Raw genomic sequence first — 18,461 nt, forward strand, 5'->3', positions numbered from 1 at the left:
GAGGCGGGTGATCGACCGCACCCGTGGAAGGATGGGGCCGCCCGTGCCCCGTCGTCCGAGAGATCTCCGAGACCCCGTGCCTGCTGTTCCTGCCAAGTCCTGGCCCGTCCCCGGGCAGACCGACCCGGCGATGCTGCGCAACTTCTGCATCATCGCCCACATCGACCACGGCAAGTCGACGCTGGCCGACCGGATGCTGCAGCTGACCGGCGTGGTCGACGCGCGGGCGGCGCGGGCGCAGTACCTCGACCGGATGGACATCGAGCGCGAGCGCGGCATCACGATCAAGAGCCAGGCCGTGCGGATGCCGTGGGGCGTCGAGGAGGGCAACGACGAGGGCGCCGAGGCCGGCACCTACGTGCTCAACATGATCGACACCCCCGGGCACGTCGACTTCACCTACGAGGTCTCGCGCTCGCTGGAGGCCTGCGAGACCGCCGTGCTGCTGGTCGACGCCGCGCAGGGCATCGAGGCCCAGACGCTGGCGAACCTCTACCTGGCGATGGGCGCCGACCTGCACATCATCCCGGTGCTCAACAAGATCGACCTGCCCAGCGCCAACCCCGACAAGTACGCCGCCGAGCTGGCCGGCCTCGTCGGCTGCGAGCCCGAGGACGTGCTGCGGGTCAGCGCCAAGACGGGCCTGGGCGTCGAGGCGCTGCTCAACGAGATCGTCAAGCAGACCCCGCCGCCGGTCGGCGCCGCCGACAAGCCGGCCCGTGCGCTGATCTTCGACTCGGTCTACGACACCTACCGCGGCGTCATCACCTACGTCCGCGTCGTCGACGGCAAGCTCAACCACCGCGACCGGATCAAGATGATGTCGACCGGCGCGACCCACGAGATGCTCGAGGTGGGCGTGATCAGCCCCGAGCAGGTCAAGGCCGGCGAGCTCGGCGTGGGCGAGGTCGGCTACCTGATCACCGGTGTGAAGGACGTGCGCCAGTCGCGGGTGGGTGACACCGTCACCACGCTGCACCACGGCGCCACCGAGGCGCTGGGCGGCTACAAGCACCCCAACCCGATGGTCTACGCCGGGCTGTACCCGATCGACGGCGACCAGTTCGGCGACCTGCGCGAGGCGCTGGAGAAGCTGCAGCTCAACGACGCGGCGCTGACCTTCGAGCCGGAGACCTCCGGCGCGCTGGGCTTCGGGTTCCGCATCGGCTTCCTGGGCCTGCTGCACATGGAGATCACCCGCGACCGCCTCGAGCGCGAGTTCGACCTCGACCTGATCTCCACGGCCCCCAACGTCGTGTACGACGTGGTGATGGAGGACGGCTCGGAGTCGGAGGTGACCAACCCCAGCGAGTTCCCCGAGGGCAAGATCGCCGAGGTCCGCGAGCCGGTCGTCAAGGCCACGATCCTCAGCCCCAGCGACCACATCGGCGCGATCATGGAGCTGTGCCAGACCAAGCGCGGCACCCTGCAGGGGATGGACTACCTCTCCGAGGACCGCGTCGAGATGCGCTACACGCTGCCGATGGGCGAGATCGTCTTCGACTTCTTCGACCAGCTGAAGTCGAAGACCAAGGGCTACGCCTCGCTCGACTACGAGCGCTCGGGCGAGCAGGCCGCCGACCTGGTCAAGGTCGACATCCTGCTGCAGGGCGAGCCGGTCGACGCCTTCTCGGCGATCGTGCACCGCGACAGCGCCTACTCCTATGGCGTGATGATGGCCGGCAAGCTCAAGGACCTGATCCCGCGCCAGCAGTTCGAGGTGCCGATCCAGGCCGCGATCGGCGCCCGGGTGATCGCCCGCGAGAACATCCGCGCCATCCGCAAGGACGTCCTGGCCAAGTGCTACGGCGGCGACATCAGCCGCAAGCGCAAGCTGCTGGAGAAGCAGAAGGAGGGCAAGAAGCGGATGAAGATGGTCGGCCGCGTCGAGGTCCCCCAGGAGGCGTTCGTCGCCGCGCTCTCCAACGCCCCGGCCCCCGAGAAGCCCAAGAAGTAGCCCGTGGGCGTGCCCGCCCTCCCCGAGCCGGTGCTCGCGTTCGCCGACCGCGGCCCCGCCTGGGCGGCGTACGTCGACGCGCTGCCGGGGCTGCTGGGCGACCTGCTGGGGGAGTGGTCGCTCGAGGCGGCCGGCGAGACCTGGTGGGGCCACACCGCGGTGGTGCTCCCGGTGCGCGACGCCGACGGGTCGCCGGCGGTGCTCAAGGTCGCCTTCCCCGACGACGAGACCGAGCACGAGGCGCTGGCCCTGCAGCGCTGGGGTGGTCACGGGGCGGTGCGGCTCCAGCGCGCCGACCCGCGGCGCCGGGCGCTGCTGCTCGAGCGCCTCGAGCGCACCGACCTCGCCGACCTGTGGGACGTGCAGGCCTGCGAGGAGGTGGGTGCGCTCTACGGGCGGCTGCACGTGCCGGCCCCGCCCCGGCTGCGCCGGCTCACCGACCACGTCGGCCGCTACGTCGAGCCGTTGCGGGCGCTGCCGCCCGCCGCGCCGCTGCCGCGCCGGATGGTCGAGCAGTGCCTCTCCCTGATCGGCGACCTGGCCGGGGACGAGCGCAGTGACGGGGTGCTGGTGCACGGCGACCTGCACTACGCCAACGTGCTGGCCGCGGGCCCGGACCACCCCACCGACTGGGTGGCCATCGACCCCGAGCCGCTGAGCGGCGACCCGCCTTGGGAGCCGGCCCCGCTGCTGTGGAACCGGTGGGAGGAGCTGGCGGGCGACGTGCGGGGCGGGATCCGCCGCCGCTTCCACGCCGTCGTCGACGCCGCCGGCCTCGACGAGGACCGGGCGGTCGCCTGGACCGTCGTGCGCCAGGTGCTCGCGGTGCTGTGGGTGGTGCAGGACGCCGTCGAGCGCGGCTCGGCGCTCGACGCGGCCGACCGGGCGGTGGTCACCCGGATGCTCAGCGTGGCCAAGGCGGTGCAGGAGTGACGCCGGGCAGGACCCCGGCCGGACAAGAGGTCGGTGAACAGGTGTGACTGCGCCCGCGGCGGGTACGCTCGTGTCGACCGTCGAGTCCGCCACCGGGCGGACTCTCAGCTAGGGGGGCCAGTGACGGACACGAACCAGGACGCGCCCGCAGGTGCGCAGCACGGCGACTCGCAGGCCGGTGAGCAGACCTCACGGCTGCGCGCCGAGCTGTCGGCCCGACGTGAGGCCTCCGAGATCGTCGCCGAGGCGAACCGGATGAGCGAGCAGGCGGCGGCCGAGGCCGAGTCGATGGTCGCCGAGGCCGAGGCGCTGGCCGCCTCGCTCGTCGAGGACGCGCGCCGGAGCGCCGAGGCGACGCTCGCGGCGGCCCGCGCCGAGGCCGAGCAGCTGCGCAGCGGCCTCGACGAGGAGCGTCGACGCGGCCGCGAGGAGGTGGCCGCGGAGGTGCGTGCGGAGACCGCCGAGCTGCGGGAGCGGGTCGAGCGGCTGCTCGGCGACATCGGTGGGAGCCTGGGCGACCTGGGTTCGCTGCTGTCGGGGGCCCGGTCCACGGTCGAGCAGGTCCAGCGCACCGCCGAGGGCCTGACGCTGGCCGGGTCCGAGCTCGACGAGGCCACCGCGCCCACTGTCCCGGTGGCCGTCGAGCCCGAGCGGGAGCCCGCGCCGGAGCCCGAGGTCGAGCCGGAGCCCGAGCCGGAGCCCGAGCCGGTCGCGTCGGAGCCCGCGGAGGACCGCGAGCCGGTCGTCGAGCAGCGCGACTCGCTCTACGCCGTCACGGCGCTGCACGGCTCGGTGGAGCGCGACCGCGAGCCGGAGCCGAGCGTCGAGGGGGAGCGGAGCACGACCCCCGACGACCTCGAGGAGGCGCCGAGCGACCCGCGGCCGCTGGGCTGGCTCTTCCGCGGCCACTGAGCGGCCACTGAGCGGCTGGTCGTCAGGAGCAGTCGGGCTGGGGACCGCTGTCGAGCCGGTCGACGGTGACGGTGTCGACGGCGGTGCCGACCGGCACCCGCTGGAAGAGCTCCATGCGGATGCGCCGGACCTCGCCGGCCTCGAAGCAGCTCCAGCGACCGGTGACCACCGCGATCAGCCGGCCCGAGCGTCCGCGCAGCACGGCCTGGACCAGGGCCCGGGGCACGTCCTGCTCGCCGGTCTCGACGCGGGCGGTGACCACCGTGCGGTCGGGACCCAGCACCGTGTCCTGCGGGAGCGCCGAGGCGACCGGCTCGGCGGCGGGGTCGCCGGCCTGGGCCCACGAGATCTGGCTGAAGGAGAGGTCGACCTCGTCGATCCGCTCGGCGTCCTCGCCGATGGCGAAGTAGAGCCCGAACTCCTCGTCGGGCTCGAGGTCGAGCACGGTGCAGCAGACGCTCTCCCCGGCCATCGAGTCGGTGTCCCACACCCCGACGAGCACGCCGTCCTCGTCGACGCCCCGCAGGGCGACGGACGCGGTGCGCAGCACGCGCACGTCGTCGTTGCGCACCACCACCGAGACGAGCCCGTCGTTGACCGCCCACTCGGCGGTCTCGAGCACGGGCGGCACCTCGACGGGGGCCTCGCCGGCCCGGGTGGACCCGTCGACCTGGGCCCGGATGGTGCTGCACCCCGAGGTCAGCAGACCGGTCAGCACGAGAGCAACGGCTCCCACGACGAGCTGGCGCACACGATCCCCCTGTCCCGGACGAGACGCGCCGTCCAGGTCACGGCGCCGCCTGGCGAGAGTATGACCGTACATGTGTAGTCCGAAACTCTGTGGGTAACGTAAGCAGGATGCCGCGGGGTGATCCTGCTGCACGACGACGACCGGGGGGTGTCAGGTGACAGTGGTGCGTGCGCACCCCGACGCCGCTCGTAGCACCGCTCGCGGCGCGCTGTGGCTGGCCACCAACGGCATCGTGGTCAAGGGCGCCCACACGGTCGTGCTCCTCGCCCTCGCGGCCGCCCTGACACCCTCGGCCCTGGGCCTGGTGGCCCTGGGCACCCTGGTGGCCACCGTGGCGGCGATCCTCGGCGGCCTCGGCACGGCCAGCGCGCTGGTGCACCTGCCGGGCAGCGACGCCGACGCCCAGCGGGCCGCACGCACCGCGCTCACCCTGGGCCTGGTCACCAGCACCCTCCTCGCGGCGGGACTGTGGGTGGCGGCGCCGAGCCTCGCCTCCGCCCTGCGCGCCGAGGCCGGGGGAGCCGCGGTGATCCGCGGCCTGACCGTGGTGCTGCCCTGCCTGGCCGTCGCCGCGGTGACCACCGAGCTGCTGCGCCGGCGGCTGGCCTTCGCGCGCCGCATCGTGCCCGACACCGTCTCGGCGGTGGTCGGCGCGGTCGTCGCGGTGCTGCTCGTCGCCCAGGGCGTCGGGGTGATGGCGCTGGTCGCCGGCCAGGTCGTGCAGGCCCTGCTGATGATGGTGCTGGCCTGGGCCGTGCACCCGCCCGTGCTCCCCGGCTGGGACCGCGCCGACGCCCGGGCCCTGGTCTCGTTCGGGCTGCCGTTCTCCGGGGCCCACCTGCTCGAGGTCGTGCAGCTCAACCTCGACTACCTGCTCGTGGCGCGGGTCCTCGGGGCGCTCGCGCTGGGGCACTACTCGCTGTCCTACCGGGTCGCCAACATGCCCTACCTGATGGTGGCGGTCGTGGTGACCGGGGCCGCCTTCCCCTACCTGTGCCGCGCCCAGGGCCCGCTGCGCGCCCGGGGCGTCGAGGTCGCGCTCGCCGTGACCGTGTCGCTGATGCTGCCCGCCTGCGTGCTGCTGGCCCTGGTGGCCGACGACCTGGTGCTGCTGGGCCCTGAGTGGGCACCGGCCGCGCCCGTGCTGGTCCTGCTGGCCGGCTACGCGCTGCTGCTGGCGGTGCTGCAGGTCGGCCTCACCGTCCTCAACGCGGCCGGACGCCCCGGGCACGCCCTGGGGGTGCGGCTGCTGCACCTGCTCGTGCTCGCGCTGGTGCTGCTGGCCGTGGTCGAGGCCGGCATCGCCGCCGTCGCCCTGGGCCAGGTCGTGGCCGTCGCCGCCGTGGGCGTGCCCGCGCTGTGGCTGGCGCGGCGCTCGGTGCCGGGCACCTCCGCGGCCCGCCTCCTCGCCGACGTGCGCCCGGCCCTGGTCGCCACCGCCGCGATGGCGCTGGCGGTGGTGGCGCTGCGGTCGCTCGGGCTCGACGCCGCCGCCGGGGTCTGGGCCGTCGCCCTCCTCGCCGTCGCCGCCGTCGGCGTCTTCTTGGTCGTGCTGCGCACGGTGGGCCCGCAGACGTGGCGCTCGGCACGCGCCCTGCTGAGCCGTCCGGAGGTGCTGGCATGAGCGGCACCGTCCCGCCGACCACGGGCCACGACCCGGCCGGGCCGGGCTCGCCCGCCGCCCCCGCCTCGGCGCCCGAGCGCGGCGCCGCCCGCCAGCCGTGGCTGGTCGTCGGGCCGGCCCTGCTGGCGGTGCTGGGCGGCGTGGCCGTGGGCATGGCCCCGGCGCTCGCCGGCCCGGTCCTGGTCGGTCTGCTCGCGCTGGTGGTGATGCTGACCCGGCTCGAGGTCGCGCTGGGCCTGGTGGTGGCGGCCTCCGTCTTCGAGGACTACCTCGCCGCCCTCGACCCCCGGGCCCTCAAGGTGCTGGGGGCGCTGGCCATCGGCTCGTGGCTCGTACGCCGTGCGCGCGGGCGCCTGCACCGCGGGCCACGGACCAAGGCCCTGGGGGCGGCGGCGGTCCTCGCGGTGGCGCTGCTCGCCTCCACCCTCGTCAACGGCGCCCCCGACGGCGGGACCGCCCTGCTGCGCTGGGGCGGCTTCCTGGCCCTGCTTCTGGTGCTGGTCGACACCATGCGGGCCGGTCGCCTGGCCCCGGCGAGCCTGGCCCGGGTCTACGTCGGCGCCTCGGCGCTCGCCGCGGCGGCCGGCATCGTCTCCTACACGCTGGGCCTCGACCGGCGGGTGGGTGGCCCGATCGGCGACCCCAACGACTTCGCGTTCTTCCTGCTCGCCGCGCTGCCGCTCTCCCTGGCCGTGCGCCGCCCCGGCTGGCGTCCGGGCGTCTGGGACGTCGCCACGGTGCTGATCGCGCTCGCCCTGCTCGGCACCTTCTCCCGCGGCGCGCTGATCGGCCTGGTGGTGATGCTGCTGGTGGCGGTCCTGCTCCGCCAGGTCAGCCTGCAGCAGCTGACCGGTGCGCTGGGCGCCCTGCTGGTGCTGGCCGCCCTCGTGGTCGCGCTGTTCCCCGACCTGGTCACCGAGAGCCTCACCGCCAAGGACGCGGTGGCCGACCAGAACGTCGCCGAGCGGCTGCAGCTGTGGGAGGCGGCGGGGGAGATGGTGCTCGACGCCCCGGTGCTGGGGCAGGGGCCGGGAGCCTTCGGGGTCGAGCACCAGCGCTGGCTCGAGGAGCTGCCCGTGAGCGCGACCAGCGACCTCGACGTGGCCCACCAGACCTACCTCGAGGTCGCCGCCGAGGTCGGCCTCGTCGGCCTGGCCGCCTTCGTGGCGATGCTGGCGGCCGGGGTGCGGGGCGCCTGGCGCGCCTGGCGCCGCGACGGCTCGGCGCTGGCCTCGGCGGTGCTCGCTGCGCTGGTCGCGACGACGACCGCGGCGTGCTTCCTCAGCGAGCAGTTCTTCCTGCCGCTGTGGCTGCTGGTCGCACTCGGTGCGGTGCTCCTGGTCGACGAGCCCGACGAGCCGGACCCGGAGGACTGAGGGTGGCGGGGACCCGCCCCGCACCGCGGGTGGTGCAGGTGCTGACCCAGGAGCACGGCGGGCCGGTCGACCACGCGGTCGACGTGGCTGTCGGGCTCGCCGCCCGCGGCGTCGACTCCCACGTCGTGGGCCCGCCCGGCCCGGGCACCGCGCGGGCCGAGGGCGCCGGGGTGGTCTGGCACCGCGTCGCGGCCGCCTCGAAGCTCGACCTGCGCGGCCTGGTGCGCCTGGCGCGCCGCCTGCGCGCGCTGCGCCCCGACGTGCTGCACCTGCAGGACCGGCGCGCCGGGTGGGTGGGCCGGGCCCTGGCGCCGGCCCTGCCCGGCACCCGCGTCGTCTACACCCTGCACGGGGTGCCCGACTCCCTGAGCGACCTGGTGCGGGGCAACCTGCGCGTGGCCCCCCGCCGGCGCCGCGACCGGCTCTACTACCTGCACGGCGAGCGCTGGAGCACCCGCTGGAGCCGGGCCGTCGTGGTCTCGCCCAGCGCCGCGGTGGCGGCGTACGCCGTCGAGCACGTGGGGCTCGACCCCGACCGGGTGCGCGTGGTGCCCAACGGCGTCGACCCGGCCCGGTTCGCGCCGGCGCCGGCCCTCAGGGAGCGCCCCGACGGGCTGGTGGTGGCCTGGATGGGGTCCCTGGAGCCGGTCAAGGGGCTCGACGTGCTGGTCGAGGCGCTGGCCGGGGTCGAGGGGGTCCGGGTGCTGCTCGCCGGCGACGGGCCCTCGCGCGGGCTGCTGGTCGAGCGGCTGCGCCGCGGCGCCCTGGCGGACCGGGTCGAGGTGCTGGGCCGGGTCGAGGCGCCCGAGCAGGTGCTGGCCCGGGCCGACGCGCTGGTGATGACGTCGCTGGCCGAGAGCTGCCCCTTGGTGCTGCTGCAGGCGCTGTCGAGCGGGCTGCCGGTCGTCGCGACCACCGTGGGCGGGGTCGGCGAGGTCGTGCGCCACGGCCGCGAGGGGCTGCTGGTCGCGCCGGGGCGGCCCGCCGCCGTGACCGCGGCGCTGGCCGTGCTGCGCGACGACCCGGGCCGACGGGCCGCGATGGGCGCGGCGGCGCGCGAGCGGGTGCTCACGGCCTACACCGTCGAGCACTGCCTCGACGCCCTCGAGGCGGTCTACGCGGGGGAGGCGCCGTGCGCCTGCTGATGTCGATCGCCGAGATGGGCTCGGGCGGTGCCGAGACCCTCGTCGCCGACCTGGCCGCCTCGCTCGTCGCCGGCGGGCACGAGGTGTGCGTGGCCAGCGACGTGGGCTGGCGGGCCCAGCAGCTGGAGGGCGCCGGCATCGACCACCTGCGCGTGCCGATGCGGGTGCCGGGCCGCCGTCGCCTGACCCTGGCCAGCGCCAAGGTCGCGTGGTGGAGCCTGCGCTCGCGCCCCGACCTGGTGCACGCCCACAACGTGCGGGCGACCCTGACCGGCCGGCTGGGCACGCTGGCGGCCGGGCGGCCGCCGGTGCTGAGCACCGTCCACGGCCTGGCCCCCGAGGACTACGCGCCCGCGGTGCGGGTGCTCGAACGCTGGTCGGACCTGGTGGTGGCGGTCTCCGACCCGGTCGCCGACGACCTGGTGCTGCGCGGGCTGCCGCCCGAGCGGGTGCGGGTGGTGCCCAACGCCGTCGCGGTGCCGCGGCTGCCGTCGCGGGCCGCGGCTCGCCTGGCCCTGGGCCTGGGCCGTGACGAGCAGGTCGCCCTGTGCGTGGCACGCCTGGTGCCGCCCAAGCGCCAGGACCTCCTGGTCGGGGCCTGGGCGGGCCGTGCGGGCGGCACCCTGCTCGTGGTCGGCGACGGCCCCGAGCGCGAGCGGCTCGACCGGCTCGTGGGGCGGCTGGGGCTGCGCGACCGGGTGCGGCTGCTGGGCAACCGCAGCGACGTGGCCACCCTCCTGGCCGCCACCGACGTGGCGGTGGTGCCCAGCGACCGCGAGGGCCTCTCGATGGCGGCGCTCGAGAGCCTGGCGGCCGGGGTGCCGCTGGTGGCCAGCGACGTCGGCGGGCTGAGCGCCTTCGCGGGCGCCGCCGAGCTGGTCGAGCCGGGCGAGGTCGACGCCCTGGCCCACGGTCTCGCGGCGGTGCTCGACGACCCGGCGTACGCCGCCGCGCTGGCCGAGCGCGGGCGCGAGCTGGTCGGGCGCCGGTTCTCGGTGGCCGCCATGCGGGCCGACTACCTGCGTCTCTACGCCGAGCTCGGCGTCCGGGCCTGACCCGCCGCCGGACTCGTCCCGGGTGTGCTCGGGCTTGGGGCGCGAGGCAGACTGGCGCCCGGTGCACGTTTGGTCACTGACCCGCGGGGTAGGAGTGGGGGCAGTCTGGCAACAACCGGGCGACAGGGCGTGCCCACCGTCACAGCAGCAGCAACGGGACTTCCTGACCGACCGGTCGTTGAAGACCCGACAGCAGTTCTTCTGGGGGGAAGAGAAATGGAGATGCGTGAGCTCGGCGGTGCCCTGTGGAGGCAGCGCTGGCTGGTCCTGCTCGTGATGGTGCTCGTCGGATCGGCCGTGGCCGTCGGCGTCGTGGTCGCCCCCAAGACCTACACCGCACGCGCCGAGGTCGCAGCAGCCGCCGCGGGCGGCGCCACCGGCGACGACCTCGACTCCCTGCGCGGCACGCTGGCCGAGAACGCCAACTCCACCGACGTCGTCGAGGAGGTCCGCTCCCAGCTCGAGGTCGAGCGCTCCGTCGACGAGCTGCGCCGCGCCATCGACGCCCGGTGGGTCGAGGGCACGGTCCTCATCGAGGTCGAGGTCGACGACCGCGACCCGCAGGCCGCGGCCGACATCGCCAACCTCGTCACCGCCGCGCTGCCCCTCAACGACCCCAGCGAGGGTGCCTTCCGCTTCTCGCCGAGCGACCCGGCCCTGCCCCCGGTGACCTTCTCCAGCCCCAACCTCCTGCTGGCGATGGGCGTGGGCGGCCTGCTCGCGCTCGTGCTGGCCGCGTCCGCGGCCCTGGTGCGCGACCGCCGCACCTACACCGTCTCGAGCGCCGCCACCGTCGAGGACGTCCTCGACCTCCCGGTGCTGGCCCACATCCAGCCGCCGCGCGAGCCGGGGCTGCTGGCGATGTACGCCGGCACCCCCGACGCCGACGTCTTCCGCCGGCTGCGGGTCTCGATGGAGGTCGAGGCCAGCGGGGACCCGGCCGGGATGGTCGTGGTCACGGGCGTGACCGACGGCGACCTCAACGCCTGGCTGGCCGCCAACCTCGCGATCTCGCTGGCCGGCGTCGGGCGCCGCACGCTGCTGGTCGACGCCCGCATGGGCGCCGGCGCCAAGCGGCCCACCCAGCTGGAGCCGAGCACCGCCGGGCTCTACGAGGTGCTGCGCGGCGCGCCGCTCTCCTCGGCGCTGAACCCCGGCCCGGTCGAGGGGCTCGAGGTGCTCTCCTCGGGCCGCTGGGGCGCGGAGTCCCACGCCCGCCTGCTCGAGACCAGCTTCGCCGGCGCCGCCCGGTCGATGCGCGAGGACTTCGACGTGGTCGTGGTCATCTCCAACTCGATCACCCAGAGCGACGACGCCGCCATCATGGGCAGCCAGGGTGCGGTGCTGCTCGCGGTCACCGAGGGCGAGCTGCGCCCCCACGAGCTGACCAAGGTGCACTACCGCCTGGTGGCCTCGGGCTCACGCCTGCTGGGAGCCGTCCTCGTCGGGCGGAGCAAGGACAAGTGGGCGGCCTGAGCCGCCAGCGGGCCGGCCGGCACCCCGGCCGTCCCCGGGTCCTGCACACCTCGGTCCCCACCAGCGAGGGCACCGCGGGGGTGCTGCTGACCTACGTGCGCGACCAGGTCGAGCGCGGGTGGGGCGTGACCGTCGCGTGCCCCTCGGAGGGCTGGCTGGGCTACTCCGCGCGGGCCCTGGGCGCCGACGTCCGCTGGTTCGACGCCGCCCGCGAGCCCGGACCCTCGGTGCTCGAGGAGGTCTCCCGCTACTCCCGCCTCGTCGACGACGTCCAGCCCGACCTGGTGCACCTGCACAGCTCGAAGGCCGGCCTGGTGGGCCGGCTCGCGGTGCGCAGCCAGGTCCCCACCGTCTTCCAGCCCCACGGCTGGTCCTTCCTCGCCGGAGGGGGCCCGAAGGCGCTGCTGGCGGGGCGCTGGGAGCGCTTCGCCGCGCGCTGGACCGACCACCTGATCTGCGTCAGCGACGGCGAGGCCGCCGTCGGGCGCGAGCGCGGCGTGCTGGCCCCGCTGTCGGTCGTGCCCAACGGTGTCGACCTCGAGCGCTTCACGCTCACCGACGACGACGAGCGGCGCGAGGCGCGGCGGGCCCTCGGCCTGGTGGTCGACGCGCCCACCGTGGTGTGCATCGGTCGGCTCAGCGCCCAGAAGGGCCAGCAGGTGCTCCTGGAGGCGTGGCCGGCGGTGCTCAGGGCCCGACCCGACGCTCGCCTGGTGCTGGTCGGCAGCGGCCCCGACGAGGAGATGCTGCGCACGCGGGCCGAGGGGCTCGACGGCGTGCAGATGGTCGGCCCGCGCAGCGACGTCCCCACCTGGCTCAGCGCCGCCGACATGGTGGTCTTCCCCTCGCAGTACGAGGGGGCCGCGCTGGCGCCGATGGAGGCGATGGCGGCCGGTCGCAGCGTGATCGCCTCCTGGATCGAGGGGATCGAGGAGAGCCTGCCCTACGAGTGCGGGGCGATGGTGCGGCCCGACCGGCCCGAGGACTTCGCCGAGGCGATCGTGCGACGCCTCACCGAGCCGGGGCTCGCCGACGCCGAGGGCGTGCGGGGCTGGCGCCACGTGCTGGCCACCCGGGACGCGGCCGAGGCCGCGCGGCGGGTCAGCCAGCTCTCGCTGAGTCTGGTGGAGTCCCGGCCTCGACGATGAGGTCCATCATCTCGTCGTCCCTGCGGGGCTCGCGCCGAGCGACCGTGCGCACGGTGCGCATCACGATCTTGACGTCGCCCCACAGCGACCAGTTGGTGATGTAGTAGTTGTCGGCACGGGCCCGGTCGTCGATCGGGGTGTCGCCGCGCAGGTCGTTGACCTGCGCCCAGCCGGTGAGGCCGGTGCGCATGCGGTGGCGGTGCCGGTAGCCGGGGGTGTCCTCGGAGAACTGCTCCACGAAGTGCGGACGCTCCGGGCGGGGGCCCACCAGGCTCATGTCGCCGCGCAGGATGTTCCACAGCTGGGGCAGCTCGTCGACGCCGGTGCGGCGGATGAAGCGGCCCACGGGGCCCAGGCGGTCGCTGGTGTCGATGTTCCAGGTCGTGTCGCCCTGCTCGCGCGAGGCGGCCATCGAGCGGAACTTCAGCAGCTCGAAGGTCCGGCCGTCGCGCCCGACGCGGGTCTGGCGGAAGATGATCGGCGAGCCGAGCTCGCGGCGCACGGCCACCGCGGTGCCGATGAGCACCGGGGCCAGGAGCACCAGGGCCAGGGCGGAGGCCGCGATGTCGAGGCTGCGCTTGACGAGCATCGAGCCGGGCCGCACGGCCCAGCGCCGCAGCCGCACCAGGCTCACGTCGCGCACCACCTCGACGCGGCGGGCGCGGTCGAGGCCCATGACCTCGTAGAAGCGCGGCACCACGAAGACCTGGTACTGCATCATCTGGCAGTGGCGCACCAGGGCGATGGTCTGGTCGTCGGTGCGCGCGCCCCAGGCGAAGACGACGTCGTTGACGCCCAGGTCGCGCATCACCCGCGGCAGCGAGCGCAGGTCGCCGAGCAGCGGGGCGGGCAGGCGGCGCGGGTCGACGTCGTCGTCGACGAAGCCGACCGGGTGCAGCCCGGTGGCCGGGTCGGCGAGCAGCGCCCGGGCCAGGCGGGTACCGATGCCGTCGGCGCCGACGATGAGCACCCGGTGCATGAGGTGGCCGCGGCGCCGCCCGGTGCGCAGCAGCGCGTAGCCGACGGTGCGCGCGGCGACGATCACCACGGCCAGCACGGCGGTGAAGGAGGCGGCGCGGGCCAGGGCGTCGCTGCGCGGCGCGGCCGGGTCGAGGCCCAGGCCCAGGACGATCAGTCCCGCGGTCAGGGTGACCAGCAGCAGCGCCGGCAGGTCCTCGAGCACCGAGAGCACCAGACGGGACTGGTAGAGGCCGAGGCTGCGGGCCACGAGCGCCAGGCCCAGGGCTGCCGTGCCCAGGGCGACCGGCCACAGGCCGCGGTCGACGAGCATCCCGGTGGCCAGCACGGCGACCAGGTCGGAGACGACGAGCAGCGGTCCGATGCCGGACAGACCGCTGCGTGCGTGGATGGACTGCTGCACGAACTACTACCCCCCAAGGCAGGCGACGCCGCCCCCCATGGAAGACGTCACCACTTGTCATTGTGCCCGTTCGGGCAATCTCTACACCTCCTGCGTGAAATGGGGTGCTTAACCAGTGCCCGACGGGCACGGGAACGGGGCCGCGGGGCGCCCCGCGAGGGGCGCAGGTCGCGATCTGGTCACGACCTCGGTGGGGTTGCTACGCGCGAGTACGCAAAGTGATCTAGGTTACTGCCGTAGTCGATCAGCACCACGGATCAGCACCGCCCGCCCGCACCGCCCGCCAGCACAGCCAGGAGCGCCATGCCTGCCAACCACGACGCCAGCTTCGTCGACACGATGCCCGCCAACGTCGCCGTCCAGTTCTTCGACCGGGTCGCCAAGTCCTCGTCCGCCGAGGCCTTCCGCTTCCCCGTCGGCGAGACCTGGGAGTCCGTGACCTGGTCCGAGGCGGGTGACCGGGTCACCGCCCTGGCGGCCGGGCTGCTGTCCCTGGGCATCGAGACCGAGCAGCGCGTCGGCATCGCCTCGGGGACCCGCTACGAGTGGATCCTCGCCGACCTCGCCGTGATGTGCGCCGGCGCGGCGACCACCACCGTGTACCCCAGCACCAACAGCGAGGACACCGCCTACATCCTCAGCGACTCCGGCTCGCGGATCGTCTTCGCCGAGGACGACGAGCAGCTGGAGAAGCTGCGCTCGCACCGCGACGAGCTGCCCGAGGTGATCAAGGTCGTCACCTTCGACGGCACCACCGACGGTGACTGGGTCATCGGCATGGACGACCTGGCCGAGCTGGGCCGTGCGTACCTGGCCGAGCACCCCGGCGCGGTGGAGGAGACGGCCCGCAAGATCGAGCCCGACCAGCTCGCGACCCTGATCTACACCTCCGGCACCACCGGGCGCCCCAAGGGCGTGCGCCTGGTGCACCGCTCGTGGGTCTACGAGGGCGAGGCGATCCGGGTCCAGGACCTGCTGCACGAGGACGACCTGCAGTTCCTGTGGCTGCCGATGGCCCACTCGTTCGGCAAGGTGCTGCTCTCCTCGCAGCTGGCCTGCGGCTTCGCGACCGCGATCGACGGCCGCGTCGACAAGATCATCGACAACCTGGCCGTCGTGAAGCCCACCTTCATGGGCGCGGCCCCGCGCATCTTCGAGAAGGCCTACTCGCGCATCCACATGATGCAGGCCGCCGAGGGCGGGGCGAAGGAGAAGATCTTCAACAAGGCCTTCGAGGTCGGCGCCAAGGTCGACGAGCTCAAGCGCGAGGGCAGGTCGGTGCCGCTGCCGCTGAAGCTGCAGCACGGCCTCTTCGACAAGCTGGTCTTCAGCAAGGTCCGCGACCGGTTCGGTGGCCGGGTGCGCTTCTTCATCTCCGGCTCCGCCGCCCTCAACTCCGAGATCGCCCAGTGGTTCCACAGCGCGGGCATCCTCATCCTCGAGGGCTACGGGATGACCGAGAACGCCGCCGGCGCCACCGTCGGGCACCCCGACGAGTACCACATGGGCACCGTCGGCAAGGCGCTGCCGGGCGCCGAGGTGCGCATCGGCGAGAACGACGAGGTGCAGCTGCGCGGACCGCACGTCATGCAGGGCTACCACAACCTGCCCGAGGAGAGCGCCCAGGCGTTCACCGAGGACGGCTGGCTGCGCACCGGCGACAAGGGCAGCCTCGACGCCGAGGGCTTCCTGACCATCACCGGTCGCATCAAGGACCTCTTCAAGACCTCCGGCGGCAAGTACATCGCCCCCTCGGCCATCGAGGCCAAGTTCAAGGCGCTGTGCCCCTACGTCAGCCAGTTCATGGTCTTCGGCAACGAGCGCAACTACGTCGTCGCCCTGATCACCCTCGACCCCGACGCCGTGGCGGGCTGGGCCGAGGAGAACGGGATGGCCGGCAAGGACTACACCGAGGTCGTCCGCTCCCAGCAGGTCCACGACATGATCGGCGGCTACGTCGAGCAGCTCAACGGGCGCCTGAACCGCTGGGAGACCATCAAGAAGTGGGACATCCTCGACCACGACCTGACCATCGAGTCGGGTGAGCTGACCCCCTCGATGAAGGTCAAGCGCAACGTCGTGGAGAGCAACAACAAGGAGAAGATCGCCAGCTTCTACAGCTGAGCGGCCGCACCGACGCGACGCCGGGCCCGCGCACCCCACCACGGGTGCGCGGGCCCTGCTGCGTGCGGGCCCGCGAGGAGCGTGGGGGAGGATGGGGCGGTGCCCTCCACCCCGCTCGACGGCGAACCCGTCCCCGCCGACGGCTCGCTGCCCGACGCCGCGCTCGCCGGGCTGGGGGAGCGCCCCTTCGGCCTCTACGTGCACGTGCCGTTCTGCACGGTGCGCTGCGGCTACTGCGACTTCAACACCTACACCGCCGAGGAGCTCGGCCCCGCCGGCGGCGCGCCGGGTGCGTCGCGCGCGACGTACGCGCAGGCGGCCGTGGCCGAGGTGCGCCGGGCCCGGGCGGTGCTGGGCGAGCGCGACCTGCCGGTCTCCACGATCTTCTTCGGAGGTGGCACGCCCACGCTGCTGAGCCCCGACGACCTCGGCTCGGTCGTGGCCGCGGCCGCGGAGGAGTTCGGGCTGGCCCCCGACGTCGAGATCACCACCGAGTCGAACCCCGACTCCGTCGACGCCGAGTCCCTGCAGCGGCTGCGCGACGTCGGCATCAACCGGGTCTCCTTCGGCATGCAGTCGCAGGTGCGCCACGTGCTCGAGGTCCTCGACCGCACCCACGACCCGCGCCGGGTGCCGGCCGTGGTGGGGTGGGCCCGCGAGGCCGGCTTCGAGCAGGTCAGCCTCGACCTGATCTACGGCACCCCGGGGGAGAGCCAGGACGACTGGGCCACCTCGGTCGACGCCGCGGTGGCCTGCGCGCCCGACCACGTCTCGGCGTACTCGCTGATCGTCGAGGACGGCACCGCGCTGGCGCGCCGGGTGCGCCGCGGCGAGCTGCCGATGCCCGACGAGGACGACCTGGCCGACAAGTACGCGCTGGCCGACGAGCGGCTCGTGGCGGCCGGGCTGGGCTGGTACGAGGTGTCGAACTGGTCGAGCGGGGCCGAGACCCGCTGCCGCCACAACCTGCTCTACTGGACCGGCGGCGACTGGTGGGGCGTGGGCCCCGGCGCGCACTCGCACGTGGGCGGCGTGCGGTGGTGGAACGTCAAGCACCCGGCGGCGTACGCCGACCGGATCGGGGCCGACCGCAGCCCCGCGCAGGCCCGCGAGGTGCTCGGCGCCGAGGACCGGCGCGTGGAACGGGTGCTGCTCGAGCTGCGGCTGCGCGAGGGGCTCGACGCCGGTGTGCTCGACGCCCACGGGCGGGCGGCGGTGCCGGGCCTGGTGGCCCGGGGGCTGCTCGTCGAGCGGGACGGGCGCGTCGCCCTGACCGAGCGGGCCCGCCTGCTCGCCGACGGCGTGGTGCGCGAGCTGCTCAGCTGACCATCCGGATGGTCAGCGGGTAGCGGTACTCGCCGCCCTCGGCCGACTTCACCGACCCGATGATGGTGAAGACCAGCCACAGCACACCGACCACCGGCAGCAGCAGGAAGCCGATGAGCACGAAGGCCAGCACGAACGACACGGCGAAGTAGATGAGCATCGAGAGCTGGAAGTTCAGCGACTCCACCGCCTGGCGGCGCACGTAGGGCGAGGTCGAGCCCTTGAGCAGCAGCACGAGCAGCGGGCCGAGGAAGGCCATCGCCACGAAGGCGCCGACCAGCGCCGACCAGTGCGCGGCTCCGCCCCAGGTGCGCTCGTCGGGGGTCAGGCCCGCGGGCGGGCCTGACGGTGGTGGCGGCACCTGGCTCACGGGCCCTCCTCGGTGACGAAGTCGATCAGCTCCTCGACCCTACCCAGCAGCGCGGGCTCGCAGTCGGCGAACGAGTGGACCCGGCCCAGGATCTGCTTCCAGGCCCGGGCGATGTCGGCCTGGTCGCGGTGCGGCCAGCCCAGGTGCTGGCACACGCCCTTCTTCCACTCGATGCTGCGCGGGATGGTGGGCCACTCCTGCAGCCCCAGCCGGTCGGGCTTCACGGCCTGCCAGATGTCGACGAAGGGGTGGCCGACGACGAGCACGTGCTTGCCCACCGGGGAGCGGCTGATCGCGTCGGCGATCCGGCTCTCCTTCGAGCCGCGCACGAGGTGGTCGACCAGCACACCGACCCGGCGCCCGGGGCCGGGGCCGAAGTCGCGCAGGTGGTCGGCCAGGTCGTCGACGCCGCCGAGGTACTCGACCGCGACGCCCTCGATGCGCAGGTCGTCGCCCCACACCTTCTCCACCAGCTCGGCGTCGTGGCGGCCCTCGACGAAGATCCGGCTGGCCCGCGCCACCCGCGCCTTCGCGTCGTGGACCGCGACGGACCCGGAGGCGGTGCGGGTCGGGCGGGTGGGGGCCGTGCGGGTGACGGGCGCGGTCAGGATCACCGGACGCCCGTCGAGCAGGAAGCCGGGGCCGAGCGGGAAGGTGCGCCGCCGGTTGCGGCGGTCCTCCAGCGTCACGGTGTGCAGGTCGCGGTCGACCTGCACCACCTCGCCGCAGAAGTCGGTCGTGACCTCCTCGACCACCTCACCGGGGTTGGCGGGGGCCTCGGTCGCGCGGCCCCGCTTGGGGGCGCGCCAGTCGCCGGACAGGACGTCGTGGCCGTATCGGTCGCTCACCCGCACGAGGCTAGGAGAGCGCACCGACGTCGTGC

15 protein-coding genes are annotated in these 18,461 nt (G+C 74.2%); 11 read left to right on the plus strand and 4 right to left on the minus strand.

Going from position 1 to position 18,461, the window contains the following annotated elements; all coding sequences use genetic code 11:
* Positions 1–130: 130 nt before the first annotated feature.
* From lepA to OCU29_RS12875, 3 genes are all read left to right on the plus strand, one after another.
* A complete protein-coding gene (gene lepA, locus OCU29_RS12865; protein ID WP_179617577.1) occupies positions 131–1,957 on the plus strand; it encodes a translation elongation factor 4 in 1,827 nt (608 codons plus the stop codon).
* Positions 1,958–1,966: 9 nt separating this feature from the next.
* On the plus strand, positions 1,967–2,890 hold the full coding sequence (locus OCU29_RS12870; protein ID WP_261820239.1) for an aminoglycoside phosphotransferase family protein: 924 nt from the start codon (positions 1,967–1,969) through the stop codon (positions 2,888–2,890).
* A 120-nt stretch (positions 2,891–3,010) separates the two neighbouring features.
* A complete protein-coding gene (locus OCU29_RS12875) occupies positions 3,011–3,802 on the plus strand; it encodes a hypothetical protein (RefSeq protein WP_261820240.1) in 792 nt (263 codons plus the stop codon).
* Positions 3,803–3,824: 22 nt separating this feature from the next.
* Here OCU29_RS12875 and OCU29_RS12880 read toward each other — a convergent pair whose 3' ends face one another.
* Positions 3,825–4,553 carry a hypothetical protein gene (locus tag OCU29_RS12880; RefSeq protein ID WP_261820241.1) on the minus strand — a complete coding sequence of 243 codons (729 nt, stop codon included), beginning with the start codon at positions 4,551–4,553 and terminating at the stop codon, positions 3,825–3,827.
* 163 nt (positions 4,554–4,716) lie between these two features.
* On the opposite strand from OCU29_RS12880, the gene OCU29_RS12885 reads away from it, so the two are divergent.
* From OCU29_RS12885 to OCU29_RS12910, 6 genes are all read left to right on the plus strand, one after another.
* The gene (locus OCU29_RS12885) at positions 4,717–6,177 is read left to right on the plus strand and encodes an oligosaccharide flippase family protein (protein ID WP_261820242.1); all 1,461 of its coding nucleotides are present in this window, start codon (positions 4,717–4,719) and stop codon (positions 6,175–6,177) included.
* The gene (locus OCU29_RS12890; protein WP_261820243.1) at positions 6,174–7,553 is read left to right on the plus strand and encodes an O-antigen ligase; all 1,380 of its coding nucleotides are present in this window, start codon (positions 6,174–6,176) and stop codon (positions 7,551–7,553) included. Before OCU29_RS12885 ends, OCU29_RS12890 begins: the two co-directional genes overlap by 4 nt.
* Positions 7,554–7,555: 2 nt before the next feature.
* Positions 7,556–8,698 (plus strand): glycosyltransferase family 4 protein, encoded by a 1,143-nt coding sequence (locus OCU29_RS12895; RefSeq protein WP_261820244.1) that lies wholly within the window; start codon positions 7,556–7,558, stop codon positions 8,696–8,698.
* Positions 8,686–9,753: a glycosyltransferase gene (locus OCU29_RS12900; protein ID WP_179616950.1), complete on the plus strand. Its 1,068-nt coding sequence runs from the start codon at positions 8,686–8,688 to the stop codon at positions 9,751–9,753. The genes OCU29_RS12895 and OCU29_RS12900 overlap by 13 nt, the downstream gene beginning before the upstream one ends.
* Before the next feature lie 222 nt (positions 9,754–9,975).
* Positions 9,976–11,229: a Wzz/FepE/Etk N-terminal domain-containing protein gene (locus tag OCU29_RS12905; protein ID WP_261820245.1), complete on the plus strand. Its 1,254-nt coding sequence runs from the start codon at positions 9,976–9,978 to the stop codon at positions 11,227–11,229.
* Positions 11,217–12,377: a glycosyltransferase gene (locus OCU29_RS12910; RefSeq protein ID WP_179616948.1), complete on the plus strand. Its 1,161-nt coding sequence runs from the start codon at positions 11,217–11,219 to the stop codon at positions 12,375–12,377. Before OCU29_RS12905 ends, OCU29_RS12910 begins: the two co-directional genes overlap by 13 nt.
* Here the strand turns inward: OCU29_RS12910 and OCU29_RS12915 are convergent.
* Positions 12,331–13,758, minus strand: coding sequence for a sugar transferase (locus OCU29_RS12915; protein ID WP_261820246.1), 1,428 nt, complete (start codon positions 13,756–13,758; stop codon positions 12,331–12,333). The two genes, OCU29_RS12910 and OCU29_RS12915, sit on opposite strands and share 47 nt — an antisense overlap.
* 303 nt (positions 13,759–14,061) lie before the next feature.
* Here OCU29_RS12915 and OCU29_RS12920 point away from each other — a divergent pair, with 303 nt between their 5' ends.
* Both OCU29_RS12920 and hemW read left to right on the plus strand, forming a co-directional pair.
* Entirely contained in the window at positions 14,062–15,882 is a 1,821-nt protein-coding gene (locus OCU29_RS12920) for a long-chain fatty acid--CoA ligase (RefSeq protein WP_261820247.1), read from the plus strand.
* A gap of 99 nt (positions 15,883–15,981) precedes the next feature.
* On the plus strand, positions 15,982–17,208 hold the full coding sequence (hemW, locus tag OCU29_RS12925) for a radical SAM family heme chaperone HemW (protein WP_261820248.1): 1,227 nt from the start codon (positions 15,982–15,984) through the stop codon (positions 17,206–17,208).
* On the opposite strand, the gene OCU29_RS12930 is transcribed toward hemW, so the two are convergent.
* Entirely contained in the window at positions 17,201–17,578 is a 378-nt protein-coding gene (locus tag OCU29_RS12930; RefSeq protein ID WP_261820249.1) for a DUF4870 domain-containing protein, read from the minus strand. The two genes, hemW and OCU29_RS12930, sit on opposite strands and share 8 nt — an antisense overlap.
* A complete protein-coding gene (locus OCU29_RS12935) occupies positions 17,575–18,426 on the minus strand; it encodes a DUF3097 domain-containing protein (protein WP_179616943.1) in 852 nt (283 codons plus the stop codon). The genes OCU29_RS12930 and OCU29_RS12935 overlap by 4 nt, the downstream gene beginning before the upstream one ends.
* Positions 18,427–18,461: the final 35 nt, after the last annotated feature.

It is taken from the genome of Nocardioides sp. OK12, from assembly GCF_024341885.1.
In the GTDB taxonomy this organism is placed as follows: domain Bacteria; phylum Actinomycetota; class Actinomycetes; order Propionibacteriales; family Nocardioidaceae; genus Nocardioides; species Nocardioides marinisabuli.